The sequence below is a fragment of the Actinomadura coerulea genome (genome assembly GCF_014208105.1).
GTDB lineage: Bacteria > Actinomycetota > Actinomycetes > Streptosporangiales > Streptosporangiaceae > Spirillospora > Spirillospora coerulea.
Genome location: NZ_JACHMQ010000001.1, coordinates 7309456 through 7332194 on the forward strand (window position 1 = coordinate 7309456; position 22739 = coordinate 7332194).

A 22739-nucleotide genomic window follows, 5' to 3' on the forward strand; every position below is an offset into this window, starting at 1 on the left:
ACCGGATCCTTACGCTTCCTTTCCCGCGGCCGCCCTGAGGCGTCCGGCCAGGTGGCGGACGGTGCCCTTGGGCAGGTCGCGCGGTGACCGGACTCCTCGACGGCCACGCAATGGGCGTGCCCTCCACCGACGGGTTCACATTAGGGTCAGAAGATGCGTTTCGGGGTGCTCGGGCCGCTCGCGGTCTGGACCGACGACGGCGGGCTCGTGCCCGTGCCGGGGCTGAAGGTGCGGGCGCTGCTGGCGGACCTGCTCGTGCACGAGGGCCGGCCGGTGCCCGCCGACCGGCTGATCGACGACCTGTGGGGCGACGCGCCGCCCGGCAACCCGATGGGCGCGCTGTCGGCGAAGGTGTCGCAGCTGCGCCGCGTCCTGGAGGACGCCGAGCCGGGCGCGCGGGCCCTGGTGGAGTCGCGCCCGGCCGGGTACCTGCTGGGCGCCGCCGCCGAGCGGGTGGACGCCCGGAGCTTCCGGTCGCTGGTCGAGCGGGCGCGCGGAGCGGCGGAGCCGAAGGAGAGGGCGGCGCTGCTGGCGGAGGCGCTCGGGCGGTGGCGCGGGCCCGCGCTCGCCGACTTCCGCGACGAGGAGTTCGCGCGCCCGGCGGTGGCGAGGCTGGAGGAGCTGCGGCTGACCGCGCTGGAGGAGCACGCCGAGGTGCGGCTGGCCCTCGGCGAGCACGGCGCGCTGGCGGCCGAGCTCGGCGCCGCCGTCGAGGAGCACCCGCTGCGCGAGCGGCTGAGGGCCGCGCACATGCGGGCCCTCTACCGGGCCGGACGGCAGAACGAGGCGCTGGAGGGCTACGAGAGGTACCGGGTGCTGCTCGCCGAGGAGCTGGGCCTGGACCCGGGCCTCGAACTGGCCGAACTCCAGCGGGCCGTCCTGCGGCAGGACCCCGCCCTGGGCGGGCCGGCCGCCCCGGAGCCGCCGCGCCCGCGGTCGAACCTGCCCGTCCCGCCGACCCGGCTGATCGGGCGGGACGGCGCGGTCCGGGAGATCCGGGCGCGGATCGGCACCGACCGGCTGGTCACGCTGACCGGTCCGGGCGGGGTCGGCAAGACGCGCCTGGCGGTCGAGACGGCGGCCGGGCTCGCGGACGCGTTCGGCGACGGCGTGTGGATGGCGGAGCTGGCGGCCCTGGAGCGCTCGACCGTGCCCGACCTCGCGGAGGTCGTGACGGCGATCCTCGACATCCGGGACGCGCCCGGCGCGCCGGCGGCGGCGCTCGACCGGCTGGCGGCGGCGCTCGGCGCCCGCCGGCTGCTGCTCGTCCTGGACAACTGCGAGCACGTGGTCGAGCAGGCCGCCGAGCTGGCCGACCGGCTGCTGCGCGGGGTGCCCGGGGTGCGCGTGCTGGCGACGAGCCGGGAGCCGCTCGGCCTGCCGGGCGAGGTCGTGTGGACCGTCCCGCCGCTGGACGTCCCGGGCCGCGGTGACGATCCGGAGGCGTCGAGCGCGGTCCGGCTGTTCGCGGAGCGGGCGCGGGCGGCGTCGCGGGACTTCCGCCTGGACGGGGACACCGCCGGACCGGTCGGGGAGTTGTGCCGCAGGCTGGACGGCATCCCGCTCGCCCTCGAACTGGCCGCGACCCGGGTGCGGACGCTCGGGGTCGAGGGGCTCGTCGACCGGATCGACGACCGGTTCCGGCTGCTGTCGTCCGGTCACCGCGGCGCCCCGGCCCGGCAGCGCACGCTCACCGCGGTGATCGACTGGAGCTGGGACCTGCTGACCGGGCCGGAGCGCGCGGTGCTGCGCCGGCTGTCGGTGCACGCCGACGGCTGCACGGCCGACTCGGCCGAGGCGGTGTGCGCGGGCGGGGAGGTCCGGGAAGCGGAGGTCCTCGACGTCCTGGTGCGGCTGGTCGACCGCTCGCTGGTCGTGATGACGGAGCGTCCCGGCGAGGGCCCCCGGTACCGGCTGCTGGAGTCCGTCGCCGCCTACGCGGCGGAGCGGCTGGCGGAGGCGGGGGAGACGCGGCGCGCCGAGGCCGCGCACAGCGCCCACCACCTGGCCCTGGCCGAGCGCGCGGCGGACCGCCTGACCGGGCCCGAGCAGGCGCGCTGGCTGGCGAGGCTCGACGTCGAGTCGGCGAACCTGCGGGCCGCGCTCGACGCCGCAGGGTCGGCGGACGAGGCGCTGCGGCTGGTCAACGCGCTCGCCTGGTACTGGTTCCTGCGCGGACGGCTGACCGAGGCGCTGCGGTCGCTGGAGGCCGCGCTCGCGCGGGACGGCGGATCGCCGGACGTCCGGGCCCGCGCGCTGGCGTGGCGTGCGGGGCTGGCCGTGCTCAAGGGCGCGCCCGGCGACTGGAAGGCCCGCCGCGACGAGGCCCTCGCGCTCGTGGACGCCACCGGCGACGACCGCCTGAAGGCGTGGGCGCGCTGGTTCCTGACGTTCGCCCGGGCCGAACTGGACGATACCGGCGAGTGCGCCGCGCGGCTGGAGGAGGCGCTCGCGGGGTTCCGCGCGTCCGGCGACCGGTGGGGCGAGGCGGCGGCGCTCGTCCAGCGCGCCATGCACGCCCACGCGCGCGGCGAGCCCGCCGCGCTGGAGCGCGACGCCGAACGGGCCGCCGTGCTGTTCGACGAGGCCGGCGACCGCTGGGGGCGGCTCCAGGCGGTGGAGTGGCTCGGCGGGCTGGCGGAGCTGACCGGCGACTACGACCGGGCCGAGCGGCTCCATCACGACGCGCAGCGGATCGCCGAGGAGCTGCGGATGTGGCCGGACGTCGCCATGCGGATGGCGTGGCGCGGCTGGATCGCCTACCTGCGCCGCGACCACGCGTCCGCGCGGCGGCTGTTCGGGCGGGCGCGGCGCGTCGCGGCGGAGCAGGGGTTCGCGCCCGCGGCCATGTTCGCCGACATCGGCCTCGGCCTGGCGGCGGAGCGCGAGGGGCGGCTGGAGGACGCCGAGGACCGGATGCGGCCCCTGCTGGCGGCGGCGTCGCCGGAGGAGTTCCCGCCCCTGTACCTGCCGATGATCCAGACGGGGCTGGGCCGCGCGGCGGAGGCGCGGGGCGACGCGGCGTCCGCCGTCCGGTACCAGCGGGACGCGCTGGCCGTCGCGATCAGGCTGGCGGCGCCGCGGGACCTGGCGGGCGCCCTGGAGGGGCTGGCCTGCGCGCTGGCCCTCGCCGGCCGGAGCCGGGACGCGGCGGCGGCCCTCGGGAAGGCGGCGGCGATCCGGGAGGCGGCCGGCGTGCCGCCCGCCCCCGTCGAGCGGGACGACATCGACCGGGCCGCCGCGCGGATCGGGGACGCCGCCGGGCCGGACGCGTTCGCCGCGGGCGCGGGCCTCGACCCGGCGGAGATCCTGCGCCGGGCGGAGACCGTCCCTCCCGAGGGCGCGTCCGTCTGGGCCGGCCGGTAGGGGAGGGGCGGACGGGGCGGGGGCGACTCCTCCTTATTGCAGGAAGGTTGCGAATGGTCGCGGAATCGTCACGACCCCTTGTGGCCCTCCTCACACGGGATGATCATCACCTCCCGTGGGACGACGGGGGTTGGTGCTCAGCCGGATCATCGGCGATCGGACGCTGGTGCTGGCCGCCTGCGCCACCGCCCTGTTCGCCACGACCGTCCTCGCGGCCCTGGTCGGCTACACCGGATCGGTGACCCGCGAGGGCCTGCGCCGCACGCTGGCGGACGCGACGTTCGAGTCGGTCGGGACGACGCTCGGCACCCACGTCCCGGCGAACGGCCTCCCCGCGGTCCAGGGCAAGGTCGACCGGGCGCTCAAGCAGATCTACCGGGACGTCCCGCTGGCGGTCTCGATGAGCGTCCGCAGCGACTCCTACACGCTGCCCGGCCAGGAGAAGAGCGACCACCCCGAGCTGACGGCGTTCGAGACCTACACCGGGATCGAGAAGCACGCGCGGCTCACCGAGGGACGCTGGCCCGGCGCGGCCTCGGGCACGGGCTCCGGGGAGGTCGAGGTCGAGGCGGCCCTGCCCGGCGCCGCCGCCCGCGCGATGCACGCCGGCGTGGACGACGTCCTCACGCTGCACGGCCGCGTCGACAAGAAGTCGGTCGTGAAGGTGCGCGTCGTCGGGCTGTTCGACGTCCCCGACCCGCAGGACTACTTCTGGCAGGACGACAAGCTCATCACCACCGGCGTCGAACGGCTCACCTACACGAGCCACGGGCCGTTCGTGGTGCGGCCCCAGGTCTTCGCCGCCCGGTTCACCGGCACGGGATCCGAGGCGCGCTTCACCGTCATGCCGGACCTGCGCGGCGTCGAGCCGGGCGAGCTCGGCCCCCTCGGCGACCGGGTGGCCGCCGGCGGCGACACCTTCAAGAGGGTCGGCGACGGCGCGCAGTTCAGCGTCGCGACCGACCTGCCCGACCTGACCGCGCAGCTGCGCACCGCGCTCCAGGTCGCGCGGTCCACGATGCTCATCCCGGTGATCCAGCTCGTCCTGCTGGCGGGCTGCGCGTGGTCGCTGGTCGCGCGGCTGCTCGCCGACCACCGGCGCGGCGAGGTCGCGCTGCTGCGCACCCGCGGCCTCGGCATGCGCCAGCTCGCCCGGCTCGGCCTCGCCGAGGGCCTGCTGATCGTGCTGCCCGCCGCGGTGCTCGGCCCGCTGCTGGCCGGCCCGCTGCTGCGCCTGGCCGGGCACGCGCCCGCGGTCCGGGACTCGGGGCTGCGGCTGGACGCCGGGCCGCTCCTGCCGCTGTGGACCGTCTCGGTGCTGACGGCGCTGGCCTGCGCCGTCGTCCTGACGGTCCCGACGCTGCGCGGCGCGAACCGGACCTTCGTGGAGGCCCAGGCCGGCATCGGGCGGCAGGGCCGCGGCGGCCTGCGCGGCTCGGGCACCGACCTCGCGCTGCTGCTGGTCGCCGGACTCGCGATCTGGCAGCTCACCCGGTACGGGGCGGACGGCGCGGGCGGCGGCGACCCCGGCGGCGGCACGGGCGGCATCGACCCGTTCATCGTGTCCGGCCCGGCCCTGGCCCTGCTCGCCGGCGGCGTCCTCCTGCTCCGCCTCGTGCCCGCCGTCACCCGTGTGGCCGAGCGGATCGCGACCCGCGGGCGCGGCCTCGTGGCCGTCCTCGGCACCCGGCAGGTCGGGCGGCGCCAGCTCCGCTACACCGGGCCCGTCCTGCTGCTGGTGATGGCGATGGCCGTCGGGGTCCTGTCGGTCACGACGATGGCGACCTGGCGGCGGTCGCAGACCGACCAGGCCGACTTCCAGAGCGGCGCCGACCTGCGGCTGGCCGCCTCGGCCCGGGAGGGCCGCCCGGAGCCGCTCGGGCAGGCCGGGCGGTTCGCGGCGCTGCCGGGCGTCTCGGCCGCGAGCGGGGTGCTGCGCATGGACGCCGACCTCGGCACCGAACCCGCGACGCTGCTCGGCGTCGACGCGAGGAAGCTCGGCCCGCTCCTGCGCGTCGCTCCGGGCCTGCGGAACGACCTGCGGCTGGACGAGCTGGCGCGGCTGCGTCCGGCCGTCCCGGCGCTGACCGTCCCCGGCACGCCGAAGCGGCTCCTGTTCGACCTGCGCCTCAGCCGCTCCGGTCCGGAGCCCGAAGTGCCCCCCGACTACGTGCCGCCGCTCGGCGAGGGCTACAAGTTCGTGGTGAGCATCGTCGACGCCGACGGGCTCACCCGGCAGGTGCCCCTGCCCGGCATCGACGCGGACGGCGACGAGCACACCATCGCCCTCGACACCGCTCGGCTCGCGGGAAAGGACGGCGTGCCCTCCTTCCCGCTGGCGGTCCGCGGCGTCCACTTCAACTACGACGACAACAAGATCTCGGGCAGGCTCGACCTGGAGCTGCGGAGCATCGCCGGCGAGGGCACCGGCCGGGCCGCGCGGCCCGCGGGGTCCCGCTGGGACGCGTTCGCCAAACCGCAGGACCTGGAGCATCCGCTCAGGACTACCGCCAAGGAGAGCAAGGACGCGCTGGCGACCCTCACGATCCCCTCGTCGCCCACCCTCGATCGCCAGGGCTTCTACGGCTACGCGACCGGCACGGCCGTCCACGCGATGCTCGGCACGTCCCACCCGCCCTCGCACGACACCAAGAACACCGACCTGCTCCCGGTCGTGCCGGGTGTCATCACCAAGGAGATGGCGAGCCGCGCCAAGGTCGGCGTCGGCGGCACCGTCACCGTGAACACCATCGACGGCGACCAGCCCGTCAAGGTCGCCGGCATCGCGCCCGCGCTGCCGAGCGTGCCGCCCGGCAGGCCGGGCGTCCTGGTCGACCTGCCCACCCTCACCCAGTCGCGGCTCGCCGTGGACGGTTCGGGCGGCGAGACCATCACGCCGCGGGAATGGTGGGCGTCGGCGCGCGGCGGCCGCACCGCCCCGGCCGCAAGGGAACTGGCCCGCCATCCCGCCTGGGGCGAGGTCGCGGCCGACCGCGTCGAGACCCGCTCCCGGCTCCGCGACGCCCCGCTGGGCGCGGCGCTCCAGGGCGCGCTCGTCCTCGGCTTCGCCGCGGCGCTGGCGTTCGCCGTCATCGCGTTCGTGGTGAACGCGGCGGTGACCGCCGGCGAGCGCCACCGGGAGTTCGCGGTGCTGCGGGCGCTCGGCGTGCCGCCCCGGCAGGTCGCCGGGATGCTCGCGATCGAGCAGGCCTACCTCGTCGGGCTCGGCCTGCTCGGCGGGACGGTCCTCGGCCTGGTCGTGGCGAGGCTCGTCGTCCCGCACGTGGTGCTGAGCGTGCAGGCCGCCGAGCCGTACCCGCCCGCCGATCTGGTCGTCCAATGGCCCGTGGTGCTGGCCGTCCTCGGCGGGGTGGCGGCGGTGCTCGGGCTCGTGCTCGCGCCGGTCATCCGGACGCTGCGGCGCCGGAACCTCGGTGCCGGGCTGCGCGTGGGGGAGGACCGATGAGGAGTGCCGGGATGCGGCTCGTCCGCGCGCAGTGGGCGCCGCTCACCGCGCTGGCCGTGCTGATGCTGGTGTCGGCGCTGCTCGCCGTCGCCGTCCCGTCCCGGACGACCGCCGGGTACGACCGCGCCGCGGCCGCCGCCTTCGGCGCCGACGCCGACATCCACGTGAAGGGGGAGGCGGGCGGCGCCGCCGCCTTCGCCGCCGTCCCAAGCGAGGCGGCCCTGGCCGCCAACGCCCTCGCCTGGCGGGACCGGCTGCCCCGCTCCCTGGCCGAGGTCACCGGCGAGCCCGAGTCGTCGGTGACATCCCCGGGCGACCGCGTCGAGGGGGAGTTCCGCCGCCCGAGGATCCTCTACCTCGGCTGGGAGCCGGGCGCCTGGCAGCGCATCCGCTTCGTCTCAGGCCACTACCCCTTCAACAAGCCGGGGCAGACGAGCGGCGACATGAACGTGGCGATCGCCAAGAGGTACGCCGACCAACTCGGCTACAAGCTCGGCGACCGGATCGATCTCGGCGGCATGAGCGTTCGCGTCAGCGGCCTGTACGCACCGGTGAAAGCCGACCAGTTCTGGGGGCCGCGCGCCCGGATCCTGCACCCGACCATCGAGTACCTCCCCAACAGCACCATCGAGGCCGACGCGGGTACGGCGCTGATCGACGCCTCCGCATACTCGCGCCTCACGCGCGACCCGCACCTGAAGCTCACCTACGACTGGCGGTTCCCGGTCCGCACCGGCGTGGTCAGCGCCGAGCAGACCCGCGTCATGGTCCGCGACCTCGACGCCTTCCGCTCAGCCGTCGAAGGGCGCGCCGACCTCTTCCCCTGCGAGGTCTCCACCGCCCTGGACAACCGGCTGAAGGAGTTCCTCGGACGGCTCCACGCCGCCCAGTCCGTCGTCGGCCTCGCCTTCGGCGGCCTCGTCGCCGTGGCCGCCGGGCTGCTGCTGCTCGCCGCCGGGCTGCTCGGTGAGCGGCTCCGCCCGATCCTCGGCGTGATGCGGGCCCGCGGCGCGTCGCTGCGCCAGCTCGCCGCGCCCGCCTGCGGTCTGACCGCGCTCGCCGCCGTCCCGGCCGCCCTGCTCGGGTACGCGGCCGGCCGGCTCCTGGACGCCGGTCCGCCGCAGACCGCCTCGCTGGTCGCGATCGGGCTGCTCGTCCTGGCCGCGCTGGGCGTCTCGGCGGTCATGGTCCTGCGGGAGCGCGGCGGCGGGCTCGGCTCGGTCACCGAACGGCGCGACGACCTCGTCGCGGCGCGGCCGTCCCGGCGGCGGCTCGTCATGGACGGCCTGCTGGTGGTGCTCGCGATGATCGGCGTCGTGCTGCTGCGCGAGCGCGGCGCGTCCGCCGGCACCGACCCGCTCGTCGCCGCCGTCCCCGCCCTGCTCGGCGCGGCGCTCGGCGTGCTCGTCCTGCGCGCCTACCCGTACCTGCTGCGCGCGGCCGGGCCGCTGCTGCGGCGGCGGACCGGGGCCGTCGCGTTCATCGGCCTCGCCCGCGCGTCCCGGCAGAACCTCGTCGGGGCGCTGCCGCTGGCCGTCCTGCTGCTGGCCGCGACCATCGCCGGCTTCACCTCGACCGTGGACACCGCGCTGCGGAACGGGCAGGAGCGCGCCTCCTGGGCCGAGACCGGCGCCGAGGCGCGGGTCGAGGCGGGGTCGCTGGACGAGGCCGGGCTCCGCCGCATCCGCGCGGTGCCCGGCGTCACCGGCGCAGTCCGGGTCAAGGTCATCGTGCAGGCCTCGTCCGCCACCGACCAGGCGCCGATGACCGTGGTCGGCGTGGACCTCGACGCCTACCGGAGGCTCGCCCCCGAGGTGCCCGGCATCCCGGACACCTCGGGCGCGCTGGTGTCGCCCCTGGCCGCCCGCACCCTGGGCTCCGGCACCGTGACGCTCAGCCGCGCCGGCATGGACCCGGTGACCGTCGAGCCGTCCGGCCAGATCGCGCGCTTCCCCGGTCAGGAGAAGAACAGCGCCTTCGTGATCGTTCCCTACCGGACGGTCGCCAGTGCGACGGGATTCCCGTCCCACGTCTTCGTCGCAGGCGACCACATCGACGTCAAGGCGCTGCGCGCCGCGGCCCCGGGGGACGACATCGTGCTGCGGCAGCGGGTGCTGCGGGAGATGACGGGGCTGCCGCTGGTGTCGGTCGTCCACGAGACCTTCCGCAACGGCGCCCTCGCGGGCGGCGTGTACGGGCTCCTCGCCGTCCTGCTCGTGCTCGTCGTGGGCGCCCGCGCCCGCGGCCGGATGACCGCCCACCTGCGCGCCCTCGGGCTGAGCCGCCGGCAGAGCCGCCGCCTCGCCCTCGTGGAGATCGCGCCCGTCCTGCTGTGCGCGGTCGGCGCCGGGTGGGTCCTCGGCCTGCTGCTCCCGGAGATCACCGGACCGGCCGTGGACCTGCGCCCCTACACCGGCGGCTTCGCCGTCACCGCGCACGTCCCGGGACTGCCGGCGCTGCTCGGCCTGCTCGCCGCGCTGCTGCTGGCGGCCGCCGCCGCCGTCGCGGTCGACCGCGCCTTCGACGCCGACCCCGGCAACGCCCTGAGAACGGGGGACTGATGACCGACACGACCGATCTCGCCGAACTGGAGCGCCGGGCCGCCGAACGCGGCCCCGTCTACGGCGAGGGCGCCCACATCGTCTGCGACAACCTGGTGCGCATCTACAAGACCGACGGCGTCGAGGTCGTCGCCCTCCAGGGACTCGACCTGCTGGTCGACCCCGGCGAGCTCGTCGCCATCGTCGGCGCGTCCGGGTCGGGGAAGTCGACGCTGCTGAACATCCTGTCCGGGCTGGACGTGCCGACCGCCGGCGTCGCCCGCGTCGCCGGCTCGGACCTGCTCACCATGGCGTCCAAGGAGCGGCTGGAGTTCCGGCGCGAGAAGGTCGGGTTCGTCTGGCAGCAGACGTCCCGCAACCTCCTGCCGTACCTGACCGCCGCGCAGAACGTCGAGCTGCCCATGAGGTTCGCCGGGCGGTCGCGCCGCGAGCGCGCCACCCGCGCCGCCGAGCTGCTCGGCATGCTGGACGTCGGCGACTGCGCGGGCCGCCGCCCGGCCGAGCTGTCCGGCGGCCAGCAGCAGCGCATCGCGATCGCCGTGGCCGTCGCCAACGAACCCCGGGTCGTGCTGGCCGACGAGCCGACCGGCGAGCTCGACACCGCCACCGCCGCCGGGGTGTTCGCCGCCCTGCGCCGCGTCAACGAGGAGCTCGGCACCACCACCGTCGTCGTCACCCACGACGCGCAGGTGTCCGAGCGCGTCGACCGGACCGTCGGCATCCGCGACGGCCGCACCAGCGTCGAGGTCCGCCGCCGCTCCGAGGACGACGGGACCCGCGTCGTCGAGGAGTACGCCCTCCTCGACCGGGTCGGCCGCGTCCAGCTGCCGAAGGGCTTCACCGAGGCGCTGGACCTGCGCGACCGCGTCCGCCTCGCCCTGGAGAGCGACCATGTCGGCGTCTGGCCCGACCAGGAGGAGAACCGATGACCGCGCCGATGGTGGCCGTGGAGGGGCTGGTCCGGACGTTCCGGGCGGGCAGGATCGAGGTCCCGGCGCTGCGCGGGGCGTCCTTCACCGTCGCGCCCGGCGAGATCGTCGCCGTCCGGGGCCGCTCGGGCTCGGGCAAGACGACCCTCCTCAACCTGATCGGCGGCCTGGACAGCCCGGACGGCGGCACCGTCCGCGTCGACGGCCGCGACGTCGGCGCGCTCTCCGAGGACGAGCTGCTCGCCCTGCGCCGCGACGGCATCGGCTACGTGTTCCAGTCGCACGGCCTCATCCCCGTCCTGTCGGCCGCCGAGAACGTCGAGGTCCCGCTGCGCCTCGTCCGCACGCCGCCCGCCGAGCGGGACGAGCGGGTCCGCGTCCTGCTGAGCCTCGTCGGCCTGGCCGACCACGCGCTGCAGCGCCCCTACGAGCTGTCCGGCGGCCAGCGCCAGCGCGTGGCGATCGCCCGCGCCCTCGCCAACCGCCCCCGCCTGCTCCTGGCCGACGAGCCCACGGGCCAGCTCGACTCCGAGACCGCCGCCGCCATCATGCCGCTGCTCCGCGCGGTCGTCTCCAGCGAGGGCGTGACCGTCCTGATGGCGACCCATGACGAGAGCCTCCTCGCCGAGGCCGACCGCGTCCTGACCCTGGAGGACGGCTCCGTCACCGAGGCGTCCGTCCCCGCCTGACCGTCACCCCGCCTGACCGTCACCCGGCCAGGTTCCGTCCCCGGATCGTGTAGACGCGGGCCCCGACGGCCATGAGGGCGGCGATGGGCAGCCAGACGGCCGCCGTGACCCGGAGGTCCTCCCCCGCCCCGCTCGCGACGACCGGGGAGAAGAGGCCGGCGAAGAAGACGCCGACGGCCAGGCCGAGGGTGGCGACCATGCCCCGGCTCGGGTTCGGGACGGTGCGGCGGCCCAGCCTCCAGACGCACGCCGCCGCGACGAGGACGCCGGGCGGGATCATGATCAGCCCGGCGATGAGGTACCGGGCGCGCAGGTCGTCCGGGGCGGCGTCGGTGTCCTGCGACTCGCCGCGCGCCGCGACCTCGGTCAGCCGCCCGCGCCAGACGGTGCCGGTGACCCGGTCGCCCTTGGCGAGGTCGCCGATGACCGGGCCCCGGTCGGTGTAGGCCGTCCTCTGCCTGCCGCCGTCCGCGTCGGTCAGGGTGACGGTGTCGAGTTCGCCCCGCTTCGACGTCAGACGGACGCCGGACACGGTGAACTCCCGCGTCCAGCGGCACTCGGCCGGCCCGGGCGGCGCGGCCGGGCAGCGCGGCGCGGCCCTGTAGGCGTCCAGGTCCCGGGTGCCGTCCGGGACGTTCGTGACCGCCAGGGCCACGGCGAAGGCCACGAAGGCGACGGCGGCCAGGAGCGTGAGCACGGTCGCGACGGTGCTGCGCAGGATTCCGGTGAGGGAAGGCTGGGACACGTCCTGATTGTCCCGTTCCAATGAGCGATGCGGCAATCGGGGAGAGGCTTGCGAGGTGATCGTCGGGGGAATCGGTATCGGGGGAACGGAGGGGGCTCGATGGCGACCGTCGTATTGGTGGGGACGCTCGACACCAAGGGTGCGGAGTACGCGTGGCTCCGCGAGCGGGTGCGCGAGCTGGGCTGCGACACCGTGCTCGTGGACGCGGGGATCGGACCGTCCGAGGTGGAGGCCGACGTCTCCGCCGAGGAGGTCGCGCAGGCCGGGGGCACCTCGCTGCAGGCACTGCGGGACGCCGGAGACCGGGGCGCGGCCGTCACGGCGATGGGGGAGGGCGCGGCGATCGTCCTCGCCGCGCTGGACCGGGTGGACGCCGTGCTCGCCGTCGGTGGGAGCGGCGGATCGTCGATCGCCGCGCGGGCCGTCCGGGACCTGCCCATCGGACTGCCCAAACTGATCGTGTCGACGATGGCGTCGGGGGACGTCTCGCCCTACGTGGGCGCCAAGGACGTCACGCTCACCTACAGCGTCGTCGACATCGCGGGCGTGAACCGGCTGTCGCGCCTGATCCTCGGGAACGCCGCCGCGGCGGCGGCCGGGATGGCGAAGGCGCACGCCGTCCCGGAGCCCGCCCCGGACGAGCGGCCCCTCGTCGGGGCGTCCATGTTCGGGGTCACGACCCCGGCGGTGGACGCCGCCCGGGAGCGGCTGGACGAACTGGGCTACGAGGTGCTCGTCTTCCACGCGACGGGCGCCGGGGGACGGGCGCTCGAAGGGCTCGTGGAGAGCGGCCTGCTGGCCGGGGTCCTCGACCTGACCACCACCGAGCTGGCGGACGACCTCGTGGGCGGCGTCCTGTCGGCGGGACCCGACCGGCTCACGGCGGCCGGGCGGCGCGGCGTCCCGCAGGTCGTGGCGCCCGGCGCCCTCGACATGGTCAACTTCGGGCCGCGCGAGACCGTCCCCGACCGGTTCGGGCAGCGCCTGCTGTACGTCCACAACCCGACCGTGACGCTGATGCGGACGACGGCCGAGGAGATGGGCGAGCTGGGGCGCCGGATGGCGTCCAAGCTGGCGGGCGCCACCGGGCCCACCGCGCTGTTCGTCCCGCTCAAGGGCGTGTCGGCGCTGGACGCCCCGGGCATGCCGTTCCATGATCCGGTGGCCGACGTGGCGTGCTTCATGGCGCTGGAGGAGGTCGCGGACGCGGAGATGCTCGACATGCACATCAACGACCCGCGGTTCGGGCGGGCGATGGCCGACCGGCTGCACCGGCTGATCTCGGAGGGCGCGAAGTGAACCGCGAGACCGTCCTGTTCCGGCTGCGGAACACCGTCGCGGAGGGCAGGCCCGTCATCGGCGCGGGCGCGGGCACCGGGCTGTCCGCCAAGTGCGCCGAGGCGGGCGGCGCCGACCTGATCATCATCTACAACTCGGGCCGCTACCGGATGGCCGGACGCGGGTCGCTGGCCGGCCTGCTGCCCTACGGGGACGCCAACCAGATCGTCGTGGAGATGGCCTCGGAGGTGCTGCCCGTCGTCCGGGACACGCCCGTCCTGGCCGGGGTGTGCGGCACCGACCCGTTCCGGGTGATGCCGGTCTTCCTCGACCAGCTCAAGGCCATGGGGTTCGCGGGCGTGCAGAACTTCCCCACGGTCGGGCTCTACGACGGCGTCTTCCGGCAGAACCTCGAAGAGACCGGCATGGGGTACGGCCTGGAGGTCGAGATGGTGCGGCTCGCCCACGAGCGCGGCCTGGTCACCGCCCCCTACGTCTTCGACGAGGACCAGGCGCGGGCGATGGCCGAGGCCGGCGCCGACGTGCTCGTCCCGCACGTGGGCCTCACCACCAAGGGCAGCATCGGCGCCGGGACTTCCCTGACGCTGGACGAGGCCGTCGAGCGCGTCCAGGCCATGCGGGACGCCGCGGCCGCCGTCCGTCCCGACGTCCTCGTGCTGTGCCACGGCGGCCCCATCGCCGAACCGGCCGACGCCGCCCACGTCCTGTCCCGGACGGAGGGCGTCGCCGGCTTCTTCGGCGCCTCCTCCGTCGAGAGGCTCCCCACCGAGAAGGCCGTCACCGCGCAGGTCGCGGCCTTCAAGAACCTGGAGATCTGATGCTGAGGAACCCCGGTGACGTGGCGACCGCGACCTTCGACTGGGGGTCGATCAAGTGGTTCGTCACCCCGTCCGCGGTGCCCGGGGCGGGCAGCACCCTGGGGGAGGTGATCGTCAACCCCGGCAAGGGCCACGCCCGGCACCACCATCCGGACGCCGAGGAGGTCATCTACGTGATCTCCGGCGAGGCCGCGCAGATGGTCGACGACGGCGAGCCCTTCCTGATCCGCGAGGGTGACGCCGTCCACATCCCCAAGGGCGTGTGGCACTCCACCTACAACATGACATGGCGCCCGCTGCGCCTGATCGTCACTTACACCCCCGGCGGCGAGGAGAAGGCCCTGGAGGCCGCCCCCGACCACTGCCTCCACGAACCGGGCGCCATCCCCGAATGGCGCCCCGCCTGACCCGTCCCGGCCGGGCGCTCGGGCTCAGGCGCGGGACCAGGCGGCCAGGCCCTCCTCGGTGAGGAGCAGGTCGAAGGCGGCGTCCGCGGCCCCGGTCAGGGGGCCCTGCGGGCCGAGCGTCGAGGGCAGGATGGGCGGCGGCGCCGCACGGCGGTAGCGCATCAGGCCCGCGGAGTAGCCGGTCTCCAGGGCCGCGGGCGCCGTCGCGGCCAGGCCGGTGGCCAGGCCGGAGATCGTGACCACGCCGGGGTCGAGGGCGTTGGCGAGGGCGCCGATGCCCCGTCCCAGCGCGTGCGCGGCGGCCTCGACGGCCGAGCGGGCCGCCGGGTCGGACGCCGCGGCGGCGATCACGTGCCCGGCCGCCGTGCGCGGGTCCCGGGGGGCGGGGCGGCCGAGCGCGCGGGCCATGGCGCGGCCGTCGACCTCCAGGTCCCAGCAGCCGCGGGCGCCGCAGGGGCACCGGAGCGAGGGGTCGCCGAACGGCATGTGGCCGAACTCGCCGCCCGCGCCCGTGGCGCCGTCCACCGGCCGCCCGTCCACGACGAGGATGCCGCCGACCCCCACCTCGACCGTCAGGTGCAGGACGACCCGCGCGCCCGCGCCCGCCCCGCGCCTGGCCTCCGCCAGCCCGGCGAGCGAGGCGTCGTTGCCGACGAGCAGGGGGATCCCGGGCGGGCGGAGCGGTTCGAGGTCCACGTCGCGCCACCCCATGCCCGACGCCTGGACGACCGTGGTCGCGCTGACCGTGCCCGCGACGCACGCGGACACCGCGCGGAGGCGGTGGCCGTAGCGAACGCGCAGAGCCGACACGTGGTGGCCGAGCGTCCTGAGGACGTCCGGGGTGCCGGAGTGGCCGCCGGCCTCCTGCGCGACGACGCGGCCGCCCAGTTCGACGCAGGCGGCCCGCCACCGCTCGTGGCTGACGTCCACGACGCACACCAGCGGGCCGTCGCGGTGGGGCACGAGCGCCGGGGAGGGGCGGCCGCGCCCGCCGGTCAGGGGGGACGCCTCCTCGTCGAGCAGCCGGGCCGCCTTCAACCGGCTCGTGATCTCGGTCGCGGACCCGCTGCTCAGCCCCAGCGCCCGCGCGGCGTCCGCGCGCTTGGCGGACGGGCGCGCGTGGACGTGGCGGAGCATGGCCAGCGCGCCCTGGCTGCGCAGGGCGCGCGCGGAGTGCGCGGTCATCGGCTCCATGGGTGACATCCTGGCGTGCCGGACTTATCCTCGCCCTACGAGTTTAATGGGGAGGCGCCGATGAAGCCCGCCGGCACGGGCCCGGCCACCGGGCGGACAGCGGAGACGCTCGGCCTGTACGCCGCCCTCGGATGCCTCGGCTACCTGCTCACCGCGCTCGGCGCGATCCTGCCCGAGCTGCGGGAGGAGCGCGGCCTGCCCCGCGTCGAGGCCGCCCTCTACCCGTCCGCCTTCGCCCTCGGGCTGGTGATCGTCGGTCTGGTCGGGCACCGCCTGGCCGCGCGGCTCGGGCGGTACGCGGTCCCGGCGGCCCTGACCGCCCTCGTCGGCGGCGCCGCCCTCCTGGCCGCCTCCGGCGAACGCCTCGGAACGGCCGCCGGCGCCCTCGTCCTCGGACTCGGCGGAGCGGGCCTCGTCCAACTCGTCCCGACGGCCCTGCGCGCCGCGCAGGACGGTGATGGAACGATCCAAATCGGTGAGGCCAACGCGGTGTCCAGCGCCGCGTCCGTCGTCTCCCCGATCCTCATCGGCGCCGCCCTGGCCCACGGCCTCGGCTGGCGGCCCGCTTTCGCCGCCCCGCCCCTGCTGGCCGCCGCCACCCTCCTTCTTCTCACCCGTCCGCCCCGGCCCCCGGTCCCCGTTCCCGCCGCCGCGGCCGGTGTCCGGCCATCCGGGACCGCGGGCACCGAGCCCGGCGGCAGGCCGGTCGGCGGCGAGGGAGATCGCGGCGCGGTGGGGTTCTGGGGACGGTGGACCGATCTCGTGCTGGCGGTGGGCGTGGAGTTCTGCATGGTCTTCTGGGCGGCGGACTTCCTCGGGAGCGTCAAGGGGCTGGGGTCGGGGAGCGCGGCCACGCTGTCGGCGGGATTCGTCCTCGGGATGGCCGCCGGGCGGGCGGCCGCGGGCCCGGTCGTGCGGCGCGCAGGACGGCCGGACCGGCTGCTCGCCCTCGCCACGGCCGTCGGGCTCGGCGGGTTCGCGGTGCTGTGGGCGTCGCCCGCGCCGGTCGCCGTCGCCGGGCTCGTGGTGACCGGGCTCGGGGTGGCGCTGCTGTACCCGGTGATCCTCGGGCAGGCGCTCGCCGCGCGGCCGTCCGAGCCGGTGCGGGCGGCGGCGCGGTGCGCGCTCGCGTCCGGGGTGGCGATCGGCGTCGCCCCGCTCGCGCTCGGGGCGCTCGCCGACCTCACCACCCTTCGCGCCGCCGCGCTCGTCGCGCCCGTCCTGCTGCTGGTGCTGCTGGTCCGCTGCGGACGGCGGCTCAGAACGGAAACGGCCTGGTGACCGGGCGCCGGGAGCCTACTCGTCGGCGAACGAGCAGTCGGCGGGGTTGTCCGGCGGCTGGAAGTCACCGGTCGGGAGCTGCAAGGGCGCGTCCTTCACCGTGTACCCTTTCAGCCATTTCCCGAAAGGACCCGAACTGTTGGTGCTGAACGGCGCCGGCCCCACGCCCATCTGCTGGCACTGCGGGAGGACGACGCCCCAGCTGAAGCCCATCCGGTCGAATGTGTGGCCGCGCGGAGACTGGTAGAACGTCAGGTTCGCGCGCTTCTGGTTCGGCGGAACGCCGTTCTCGTCCTGCCGGATCCCCGACACGACCGCGACCGGGCCGGACGCCATCACGTAGTCGACCTTGATCGAGCCCCAGTGGTGCTTCGACGGCCCTCCGGGCTCGTCCGGCGCGTAATGGTCGAACTTCACCGTGCCGCGCGCCGCGCCCATGACCATCTTGCCGTTGACGAACTTCCACGGACCGCCGTGCGCGTCCACGACGAACCGCCGGTACGGGTACTCGGGATCGCCCGGGTACTTCAGCCACGCGTCCCCGGTCACGTGGGCCTCCTTCGGGAGCGGCCCCTTGTCCTGCGCCATCGCGCTGCCGGTGCCGACCGCCCCGGCCGCGCAGAGCACGGCCATTCCGGCGACCACGGCACGCCTTTTCCGTGACATGCGGATTCCCCTTTTCCGCGGGCGTCCCTGGCCCGCCTCCACACGTTCTCAGCGCATGCCCGGGCCGTCCTTCCCCCGTACGGGCGATGCCGCTCGCCCGTACGGTGGAATGTCAGCTCACTTTGCCGCGGACGTAGACCCACCTGCCGTCGTGCCGCACGAACCGGCTGACCTCGTGCATTTCTCCGGGCTCCGTTCCCGCCAGGTAATGGGCGCGGAACTCCACGAGGCCCCTGTCGTCCTCCGGTCCGCCGCCCTCGGTGCGGACGACCTCAAGCCGCGTCCAGCGCGTGCCGTCGTCGAACCCGATCCGCTCCGGACGGGTCGCCGGATGCCAGGTCGCGAGCAGGTACGCCTCGTCCTCCACCGCGAACGCGCTGAACCGCGACCGCATCAACCGGACGGCCGTCTCGGCCGTCTCCTCACCCCGGTGCAACGGGCCGCAGCAATCCCGATACCGGGAGCCGACCCCGCACGGACATCTTTTCGCCACCGTCCGATTCTGCCTTGCGAAACGGTACCGGCGCGCCGGCGACGAGCCTGCGCCCTGGCCCGGCGGCCCGCCGACGTCCGGTACGAGGCCGGAGCGCAGGGCGCGTGGGCGAGGCGGTTGGGGCGGCATCGTCTCCGCCCGGCTCAGTCCAGCAGCAGGCCCATGTAGTACTCGTTGATCCGGTGCCCCTGGACGTCCAGCGCCGCGCGCCGGAGCCCTTCCACCTGGAAACCGCAATTCAGGTAAAGGGCAAGGGCGTGGCGATTCTGCTCCATGACGGTAAGTTCCAGACGTCGCATCCCGCGCGTCCGCGCCTCCCGCAGCGCCGCCTTCAGCAGGGCCCCGCCCAGCCCCCGTCCGCCGTGGCCGGACCGCACCCCGGCGACCACGTAGCCGGTGCGCCGGGCCCGGGCGAAGGGCAGCACCGACACGTCGACGTAGCCCACCGCCGCCGGCCCGTCCAGCGCCATGACCAGGTACGACAGGTCGCGGCCTTCGGCGCGGGCGGCCAGGCGCAGCTTCAGCGGTTCGAGGTCCGGCTCCCGCTCGCCGGGCTCCAGAAGCATGAACTCCGTCTCGTTGTCCAGAATGTGCTGCAATTCCACCAAGGCGGACGCATCTCCCGGACGCCCCAGCCGGATCACCGGATCAGTAGCCGTCACGCCCCCAGTGTGCCAGATGGAAATACCCGCCATTTCAAACTAAACGCCACAACCACTCCCTGGTCCCGCAAGAAAAGAGCCCTCGTCCGGTAACGACATCGCCCATGCTCATTACCATTCCCGTGTCCGGCCGCCTGCGCGGGCGGCGGAACGCGCGCCGTCCGGCCTGCCGGCGGCGGTGACGACTCAGGCTCCGGGGCGCCCGGCGACACCGTCCACCCGCTGGACACCACTGAGAGGGCCCGGCGGCCGCCGGGCCCTCTCCGCTTCGTTTCCGCCCGGCGCCTCCGGCGCGGGGGGGCGGGGACACGTGTGTGTCCTTCCGGGAGGCCGTGGGGTGGGACCGTCGCGATCAGTAGTTCGGGTTGTTGGCCGTGGGGATCTGGATGCTGATCGGGAGGTTGCCCCCGGACAGGAAGAGCAGGGTCCCCAGGCGGATGATCTCGTCGAAGGCCCAGTAGATCTGCAGCAGGCCGGGGGGAGCGTCCGTGATCTTGAGCAGGCCCTCCTTGATGGCGACGAAGGTCGGCCAGAAGGCCTCGAAGGCCGGGTCCCACAACGGCTCGCGCGGGATCTGCAGCCAGCCGCAGATCTGGTCGCCGAGCATGTAGCGGGTGAGCGCGCCGAGGATGTGCGTGGTGAGGATGCCGCCGTCGATGGTGACGCCGAGGTGGAGCAGGATGTCGGCCAGCTTGACGCCCTCGGGGGTCGGGGCGAGGACCGGGTCGAGGACCTGCGCGGCCTGCGCGTTGGCCTCGTCCCACGAGTTGGGGATGTACTCGTCCAGGATGCCGAGCATGTGCGCGGTCAGCTGCCAGGAGTGCAGGAACGCCGCGGACTCGTCGGCGGGGATCGGGACCTTCCACCTGGTCAGCTGCTTCATGACCGTGGTGGGAAGGCTGTGCCAGGTGACCATCATGTCCGCCTGGCTGATCGGGATCTGCTCGTCGGCGACCTTGGACCAGTACGGGGACTGCGGCAGCAGGTGGCGCACGCCCGCGTGGGCCAGCCGCGTCTTGACGCAGGTGACGATCATCTCGCCGTCGGGCAGGAACGCGTTCCTGGTGCCGATGTCGTAGCCGAGCTTGGCGGTCTTGGTGATGCGGTCCCTCATGTCCGCGCCGCCCTTGGAGTAGTAGACCGCGCGCGCCTCGTGGGGGATGACCGTGCTCATCATCCCGCTGGCGAAGCCGTAGCTGACGCCGAGGTAGGTGCCCCGCTTCTGGTTGAACTTGAACGCGGTGGCGAGCTTCGTCTGGTCGGCCCACGACGGCAGTCGGCGGGCCTTCTCGATGAACTGCTTCAGGTCCGCCGGCAGCCCGGCCGGCAGCGCCTGGCCGTTCTTGGTCCACGTCTTGAGCAGCTGGTTGACCTTCGGGACGTCGCCCCGGTCGATCAGCGAGGCGACGAGCGGGTCGGCCTCCTCGTCCCAGACCCACCGCGGGTCGACGCCCTTGCCGGCGCCCACGACCGACCCCGTGGGCGACCACGTCCACAGCGGTCTGGCCTGTGCGGGCGCCGCGACGCTCAGCGCCCCGAGCGCCCCGAGCACCCCGCCCGTCATCAGCACGTTGCGCCTGCTGGGTTGTTCCATGCCTTTCCCTCCTCGGGCCGACGAGGACTCCTGATACGATGAAACACATTGTGCTTCTGCGTATCAGGGTCTGGCATCATGAGAGCACACAGTGGCGCCCGTCACAAGACCCTTCGTGACGTACATGGACGATTCGGGCAGAATCGGTGTCTCGGGAGGGGATCGTGGAACCTGTGCTGTCGTTCCTCATGGAGTCGTCGGACTCGGGGTCGCTGCTGGACAGCGTGTACGTCGAGGCGGTCGAACAGGTCGGCGACGTGGACGAGACCCGGTCGCGCGTCCTCGACGCGGCCTACGCGCAGTTCTGCCGGATGGGCATCCAGCGCTCCACGATGGACGACGTTGCCCGGCGGGCAGGCGTCTCGCGGATCACCGTCTACCGGCGGTTCGCCACGAAGGACGCCCTGGTGGAACAGGTGGTGCGGCGGGAGTTCCGCCGCTATTTCGACCAGTTCCTCATCGACATCCGGCAGGCCGAGACGGCCGCCGACCGGGTGGTCCTCGGCTTCGTGAGCTCGCTGCGCGCCATCCGGCGCAACCCCCTGATCGGCGGCCTGATCGCCACGGAACCGGACCTGCTCCTGCCGTCCCTGACCGGTGACGGAGGCCGGACCCTCGCCACCGTGCGGCGGTTCGTGGCCGACCAGCTCCGCCGCGAGCAGCGCGCGGGCAACGTGTCGGACGACCTGGACATCGATTTCGTGGCCGAGATGATGGTCCGGATATCGGGCTCGCTCCTGGCCGTCCCCAGCCACATCATCGACCTCGACGACGACGCCCGGCTGGCCGCCCTGGCCCACCGCTTCCTCGTCCCCATGCTGGAACCGAGAGAACCCCGCCTCGACCGCCCCTGACCTGCCAGGGTGCGCGGCCACCCCTCCTGTGCGGCGGATGTCCCCGCGAGCACCCTTCCGTCGCCGCCCTGGAAAAGCGCCCGCAACGCCGCCATGGCGAACCCGCCTGTTCCCCGGTCCCGGCGGTACGTCAGCACGCGTGAAAAAGTCCCCGATATGCGACTCTGAATGGCGAGGCGCAGGGTTTTGTGATATGTGGCTGATGTGCGCCCACAAAGGGGAAGAAGCTTGACGGCGAAACCTTGACGTCGGATATCAAATCGGTACTATGACCTTTACGGCAAAGGCCGTGAAGAACACAAAAACAAGACAGGAAGTGTGTCGCAATGGCGGCTTGCTTGAACAAACGAGACAGGAAAGAACGTGAGACCTCTCTGAGGTCGATCCTCAACACCGAAGGGCTCTTCCGGTTCGCGTCGGCGGCCGAACGGGACACCGTGGCGTCGGCCCTGCGCGACGCGTACGACGCCGCGTGGGTGACGATCGCGCCGTTCTACGTCCGGGCCGTGCACCGCATGCTCGGAGACATCCGGGCGGCGGCCGCGAGCGGCGCGACCCTCGCATCGGTCGGCCGCGACGGCGAGAACTGCCGCATGATCGTCCTCGCCTTCGAGCCGGGGCTGGACATCGTCGATCTCCCCCTCAACCGGAGCATCGTCAGGAGCGCACTGGCGGACCTGAAGCACAACCACGGCAGGACCTTCCCCGAACTGGACGCCATGCTCGGGACGATGGCGTGGCCGGACCCCTCCCCCGAAGAGATCGCCGACGCCGCTCGGAACCTGACGACGCTCCTGCGTCGGCTGGGCCTGCCCGTCGACGAGCCCGAACCGCGGCAGGACGTCGTCCTGCTCGACAACGGAATGCGCGGTACGGCCCGCGCGGCCCTGAAGCAGATGTACTGGCCGCTTGCCAGGGGAACCCTGGTGCGCGGACTGTACCTGTTCCGGGCGGCGGCGCACCACGACCCGAACCCGGACGCGGACCGGGGGTACCTGTTCGACCTCGACGCCGAGAGCGGCAAAGGCGGCAAGAACCTCCTCGTGCTGCCGGACGACCCGGACCTGGAGGGTCTGACCTTCCGGGCGAACGACGCGCTCGTGCTGATCGAGGTCCTGACCAGCGGACCGAAGACGACACCCGAGGGGATCGACGTCCAGGGCCGTCCCGTGCAGGGGCTGTTCAGGGACGAGCCGCCCGCGAAGGGGATCAACCCGGTGCACCGGTCCGCCCGCTACACCGGCCCCCGGGTCTGCGAGGGCGTGCTGCGCGCCGTCCGCGAGGCGATCGGAAATCACGCGCGCTTCGCGGCCCGTCGCGAACGCGAGGGCGCGGACGTTCAGGAACTGCTGCGTCCCGGTCACGAGCGAATGGTGCAGAACACTCGGGATTGGATCGCGGGGAACCTGGATGCCATGCACCCGGGTCTTCGCGAACTCGCCGTCACGTACTGCTGGCGGACGGCTCAATCGCACGCGAACGTCAAACTCGCCGACGCCATCGACGCTGCCGGCCTGTCCGCCGAAACCGCGCGGACCGTCTGGACGGAGTTCGACGGACTTCGGGATGACACGGCCAAGGAGGAGTTCATCGAAAGGTTGGCCGGTTCGCCGCGAGAAAGCTGACCGTGCGGCGGTCTCACGGCCAGGAATGACCCGGCCCGGCCCGGCTTAGGCTCGGCCCGGGCACTCAACCCATCCACCCGAAGGCCGGGC

The 22739-nt window shown here is 74.3% G+C and carries 17 protein-coding genes; 11 read left to right on the forward strand and 6 right to left on the reverse strand.

The features are described 5' to 3' along the window. Nucleotides 1-153: 153 nt before the first annotated feature. The 5 genes from BKA00_RS33980 (at nucleotide 154) to BKA00_RS34000 (ending at nucleotide 11011) form a co-directional block, all read left to right on the forward strand. Nucleotides 154-3366 carry an AfsR/SARP family transcriptional regulator gene (locus tag BKA00_RS33980; protein ID WP_185032043.1) on the forward strand — a complete coding sequence of 1071 codons (3213 nt, stop codon included), beginning with the start codon at nucleotides 154-156 and terminating at the stop codon, nucleotides 3364-3366. A 115-nt stretch (nucleotides 3367-3481) separates the two neighbouring features. Continuing rightward, entirely contained in the window at nucleotides 3482-6832 is a 3351-nt protein-coding gene (locus tag BKA00_RS40730; RefSeq protein WP_185032045.1) for an FtsX-like permease family protein, read from the forward strand. Continuing rightward, entirely contained in the window at nucleotides 6829-9393 is a 2565-nt protein-coding gene (gene cas5 / locus BKA00_RS33990) for a CRISPR-associated protein Cas5 (protein WP_185032047.1), read from the forward strand. The genes BKA00_RS40730 and cas5 overlap by 4 nt, the downstream gene beginning before the upstream one ends. After that, nucleotides 9393-10322, forward strand: a complete 930-nt coding sequence (locus BKA00_RS33995) for an ABC transporter ATP-binding protein (RefSeq protein WP_185032049.1) — start codon at nucleotides 9393-9395, stop codon at nucleotides 10320-10322. The genes cas5 and BKA00_RS33995 overlap by 1 nt, the downstream gene beginning before the upstream one ends. Beyond that, nucleotides 10319-11011 carry an ABC transporter ATP-binding protein gene (locus BKA00_RS34000; protein WP_230298888.1) on the forward strand — a complete coding sequence of 231 codons (693 nt, stop codon included), beginning with the start codon at nucleotides 10319-10321 and terminating at the stop codon, nucleotides 11009-11011. The genes BKA00_RS33995 and BKA00_RS34000 overlap by 4 nt, the downstream gene beginning before the upstream one ends. 19 nt (nucleotides 11012-11030) lie before the next feature. On the opposite strand, the gene BKA00_RS34005 is transcribed toward BKA00_RS34000, so the two are convergent. Further along, nucleotides 11031-11756, reverse strand: coding sequence for a hypothetical protein (locus BKA00_RS34005; RefSeq protein ID WP_185032051.1), 726 nt, complete (start codon nucleotides 11754-11756; stop codon nucleotides 11031-11033). A 99-nt stretch (nucleotides 11757-11855) separates the two neighbouring features. On the opposite strand from BKA00_RS34005, the gene BKA00_RS34010 reads away from it, so the two are divergent. From BKA00_RS34010 to BKA00_RS34020, 3 genes are read left to right on the forward strand one after another with little or no spacing between them, the layout of a single operon-like run. After that, the gene (locus BKA00_RS34010) at nucleotides 11856-13055 is read left to right on the forward strand and encodes a Tm-1-like ATP-binding domain-containing protein (protein WP_185032053.1); all 1200 of its coding nucleotides are present in this window, start codon (nucleotides 11856-11858) and stop codon (nucleotides 13053-13055) included. Continuing rightward, entirely contained in the window at nucleotides 13052-13873 is an 822-nt protein-coding gene (locus BKA00_RS34015; RefSeq protein ID WP_185032055.1) for a phosphoenolpyruvate hydrolase family protein, read from the forward strand. The genes BKA00_RS34010 and BKA00_RS34015 overlap by 4 nt, the downstream gene beginning before the upstream one ends. Then, a complete protein-coding gene (locus BKA00_RS34020; RefSeq protein ID WP_185032057.1) occupies nucleotides 13873-14280 on the forward strand; it encodes a cupin domain-containing protein in 408 nt (135 codons plus the stop codon). Before BKA00_RS34015 ends, BKA00_RS34020 begins: the two co-directional genes overlap by 1 nt. 24 nt (nucleotides 14281-14304) lie before the next feature. On the opposite strand, the gene BKA00_RS34025 is transcribed toward BKA00_RS34020, so the two are convergent. Beyond that, on the reverse strand, nucleotides 14305-15474 hold the full coding sequence (locus tag BKA00_RS34025) for an ROK family protein (RefSeq protein ID WP_221493414.1): 1170 nt from the start codon (nucleotides 15472-15474) through the stop codon (nucleotides 14305-14307). A gap of 60 nt (nucleotides 15475-15534) precedes the next feature. Here BKA00_RS34025 and BKA00_RS34030 point away from each other — a divergent pair, with 60 nt between their 5' ends. Further along, on the forward strand, nucleotides 15535-16755 hold the full coding sequence (locus BKA00_RS34030; protein WP_185032059.1) for an MFS transporter: 1221 nt from the start codon (nucleotides 15535-15537) through the stop codon (nucleotides 16753-16755). Between the two features lie 15 nt (nucleotides 16756-16770). On the opposite strand, the gene BKA00_RS34035 is transcribed toward BKA00_RS34030, so the two are convergent. From BKA00_RS34035 to BKA00_RS34050, 4 genes are all read right to left on the reverse strand, one after another. Continuing rightward, nucleotides 16771-17421, reverse strand: coding sequence for a hypothetical protein (locus BKA00_RS34035; RefSeq protein WP_185032061.1), 651 nt, complete (start codon nucleotides 17419-17421; stop codon nucleotides 16771-16773). Between the two features lie 112 nt (nucleotides 17422-17533). Then, on the reverse strand, nucleotides 17534-17857 hold the full coding sequence (locus BKA00_RS39515; RefSeq protein ID WP_230298889.1) for a YchJ family protein: 324 nt from the start codon (nucleotides 17855-17857) through the stop codon (nucleotides 17534-17536). A 200-nt stretch (nucleotides 17858-18057) separates the two neighbouring features. Continuing rightward, entirely contained in the window at nucleotides 18058-18576 is a 519-nt protein-coding gene (locus BKA00_RS39520; protein ID WP_185032065.1) for a GNAT family N-acetyltransferase, read from the reverse strand. A gap of 352 nt (nucleotides 18577-18928) precedes the next feature. After that, complete coding sequence (locus BKA00_RS34050) at nucleotides 18929-20170, reverse strand: oxygenase MpaB family protein (protein ID WP_185032067.1); 1242 nt, start codon at nucleotides 20168-20170, stop codon at nucleotides 18929-18931. Between the two features lie 164 nt (nucleotides 20171-20334). On the opposite strand from BKA00_RS34050, the gene BKA00_RS34055 reads away from it, so the two are divergent. Both BKA00_RS34055 and BKA00_RS34060 read left to right on the forward strand, forming a co-directional pair. After that, the gene (locus BKA00_RS34055) at nucleotides 20335-21024 is read left to right on the forward strand and encodes a TetR/AcrR family transcriptional regulator (RefSeq protein ID WP_420829703.1); all 690 of its coding nucleotides are present in this window, start codon (nucleotides 20335-20337) and stop codon (nucleotides 21022-21024) included. Between the two features lie 338 nt (nucleotides 21025-21362). Continuing rightward, nucleotides 21363-22649, forward strand: coding sequence for a hypothetical protein (locus tag BKA00_RS34060; RefSeq protein WP_185032069.1), 1287 nt, complete (start codon nucleotides 21363-21365; stop codon nucleotides 22647-22649). The last annotated feature ends 90 nt before the right edge of the window (nucleotides 22650-22739 follow it).

Coding starts and splice junctions, on each gene's coding strand:
- cas5 (WP_185032047.1), top strand. CDS start 6,829: ATGAGGAGTGCCGGGATGCGGCTCGTCCGCGCGCAGTGGGCGCCGCTC.
- BKA00_RS34025 (WP_221493414.1), bottom strand. CDS start 15,474: ATGGAGCCGATGACCGCGCACTCCGCGCGCGCCCTGCGCAGCCAGGGC.
- BKA00_RS33995 (WP_185032049.1), top strand. CDS start 9,393: ATGACCGACACGACCGATCTCGCCGAACTGGAGCGCCGGGCCGCCGAA.
- BKA00_RS34010 (WP_185032053.1), top strand. CDS start 11,856: ATGGCGACCGTCGTATTGGTGGGGACGCTCGACACCAAGGGTGCGGAG.
- BKA00_RS34035 (WP_185032061.1), bottom strand. CDS start 17,421: ATGTCACGGAAAAGGCGTGCCGTGGTCGCCGGAATGGCCGTGCTCTGC.
- BKA00_RS34030 (WP_185032059.1), top strand. CDS start 15,535: ATGAAGCCCGCCGGCACGGGCCCGGCCACCGGGCGGACAGCGGAGACG.
- BKA00_RS34020 (WP_185032057.1), top strand. CDS start 13,873: ATGCTGAGGAACCCCGGTGACGTGGCGACCGCGACCTTCGACTGGGGG.
- BKA00_RS33980 (WP_185032043.1), top strand. CDS start 154: ATGCGTTTCGGGGTGCTCGGGCCGCTCGCGGTCTGGACCGACGACGGC.
- BKA00_RS34050 (WP_185032067.1), bottom strand. CDS start 20,170: ATGGAACAACCCAGCAGGCGCAACGTGCTGATGACGGGCGGGGTGCTC.
- BKA00_RS34000 (WP_230298888.1), top strand. CDS start 10,319: ATGACCGCGCCGATGGTGGCCGTGGAGGGGCTGGTCCGGACGTTCCGG.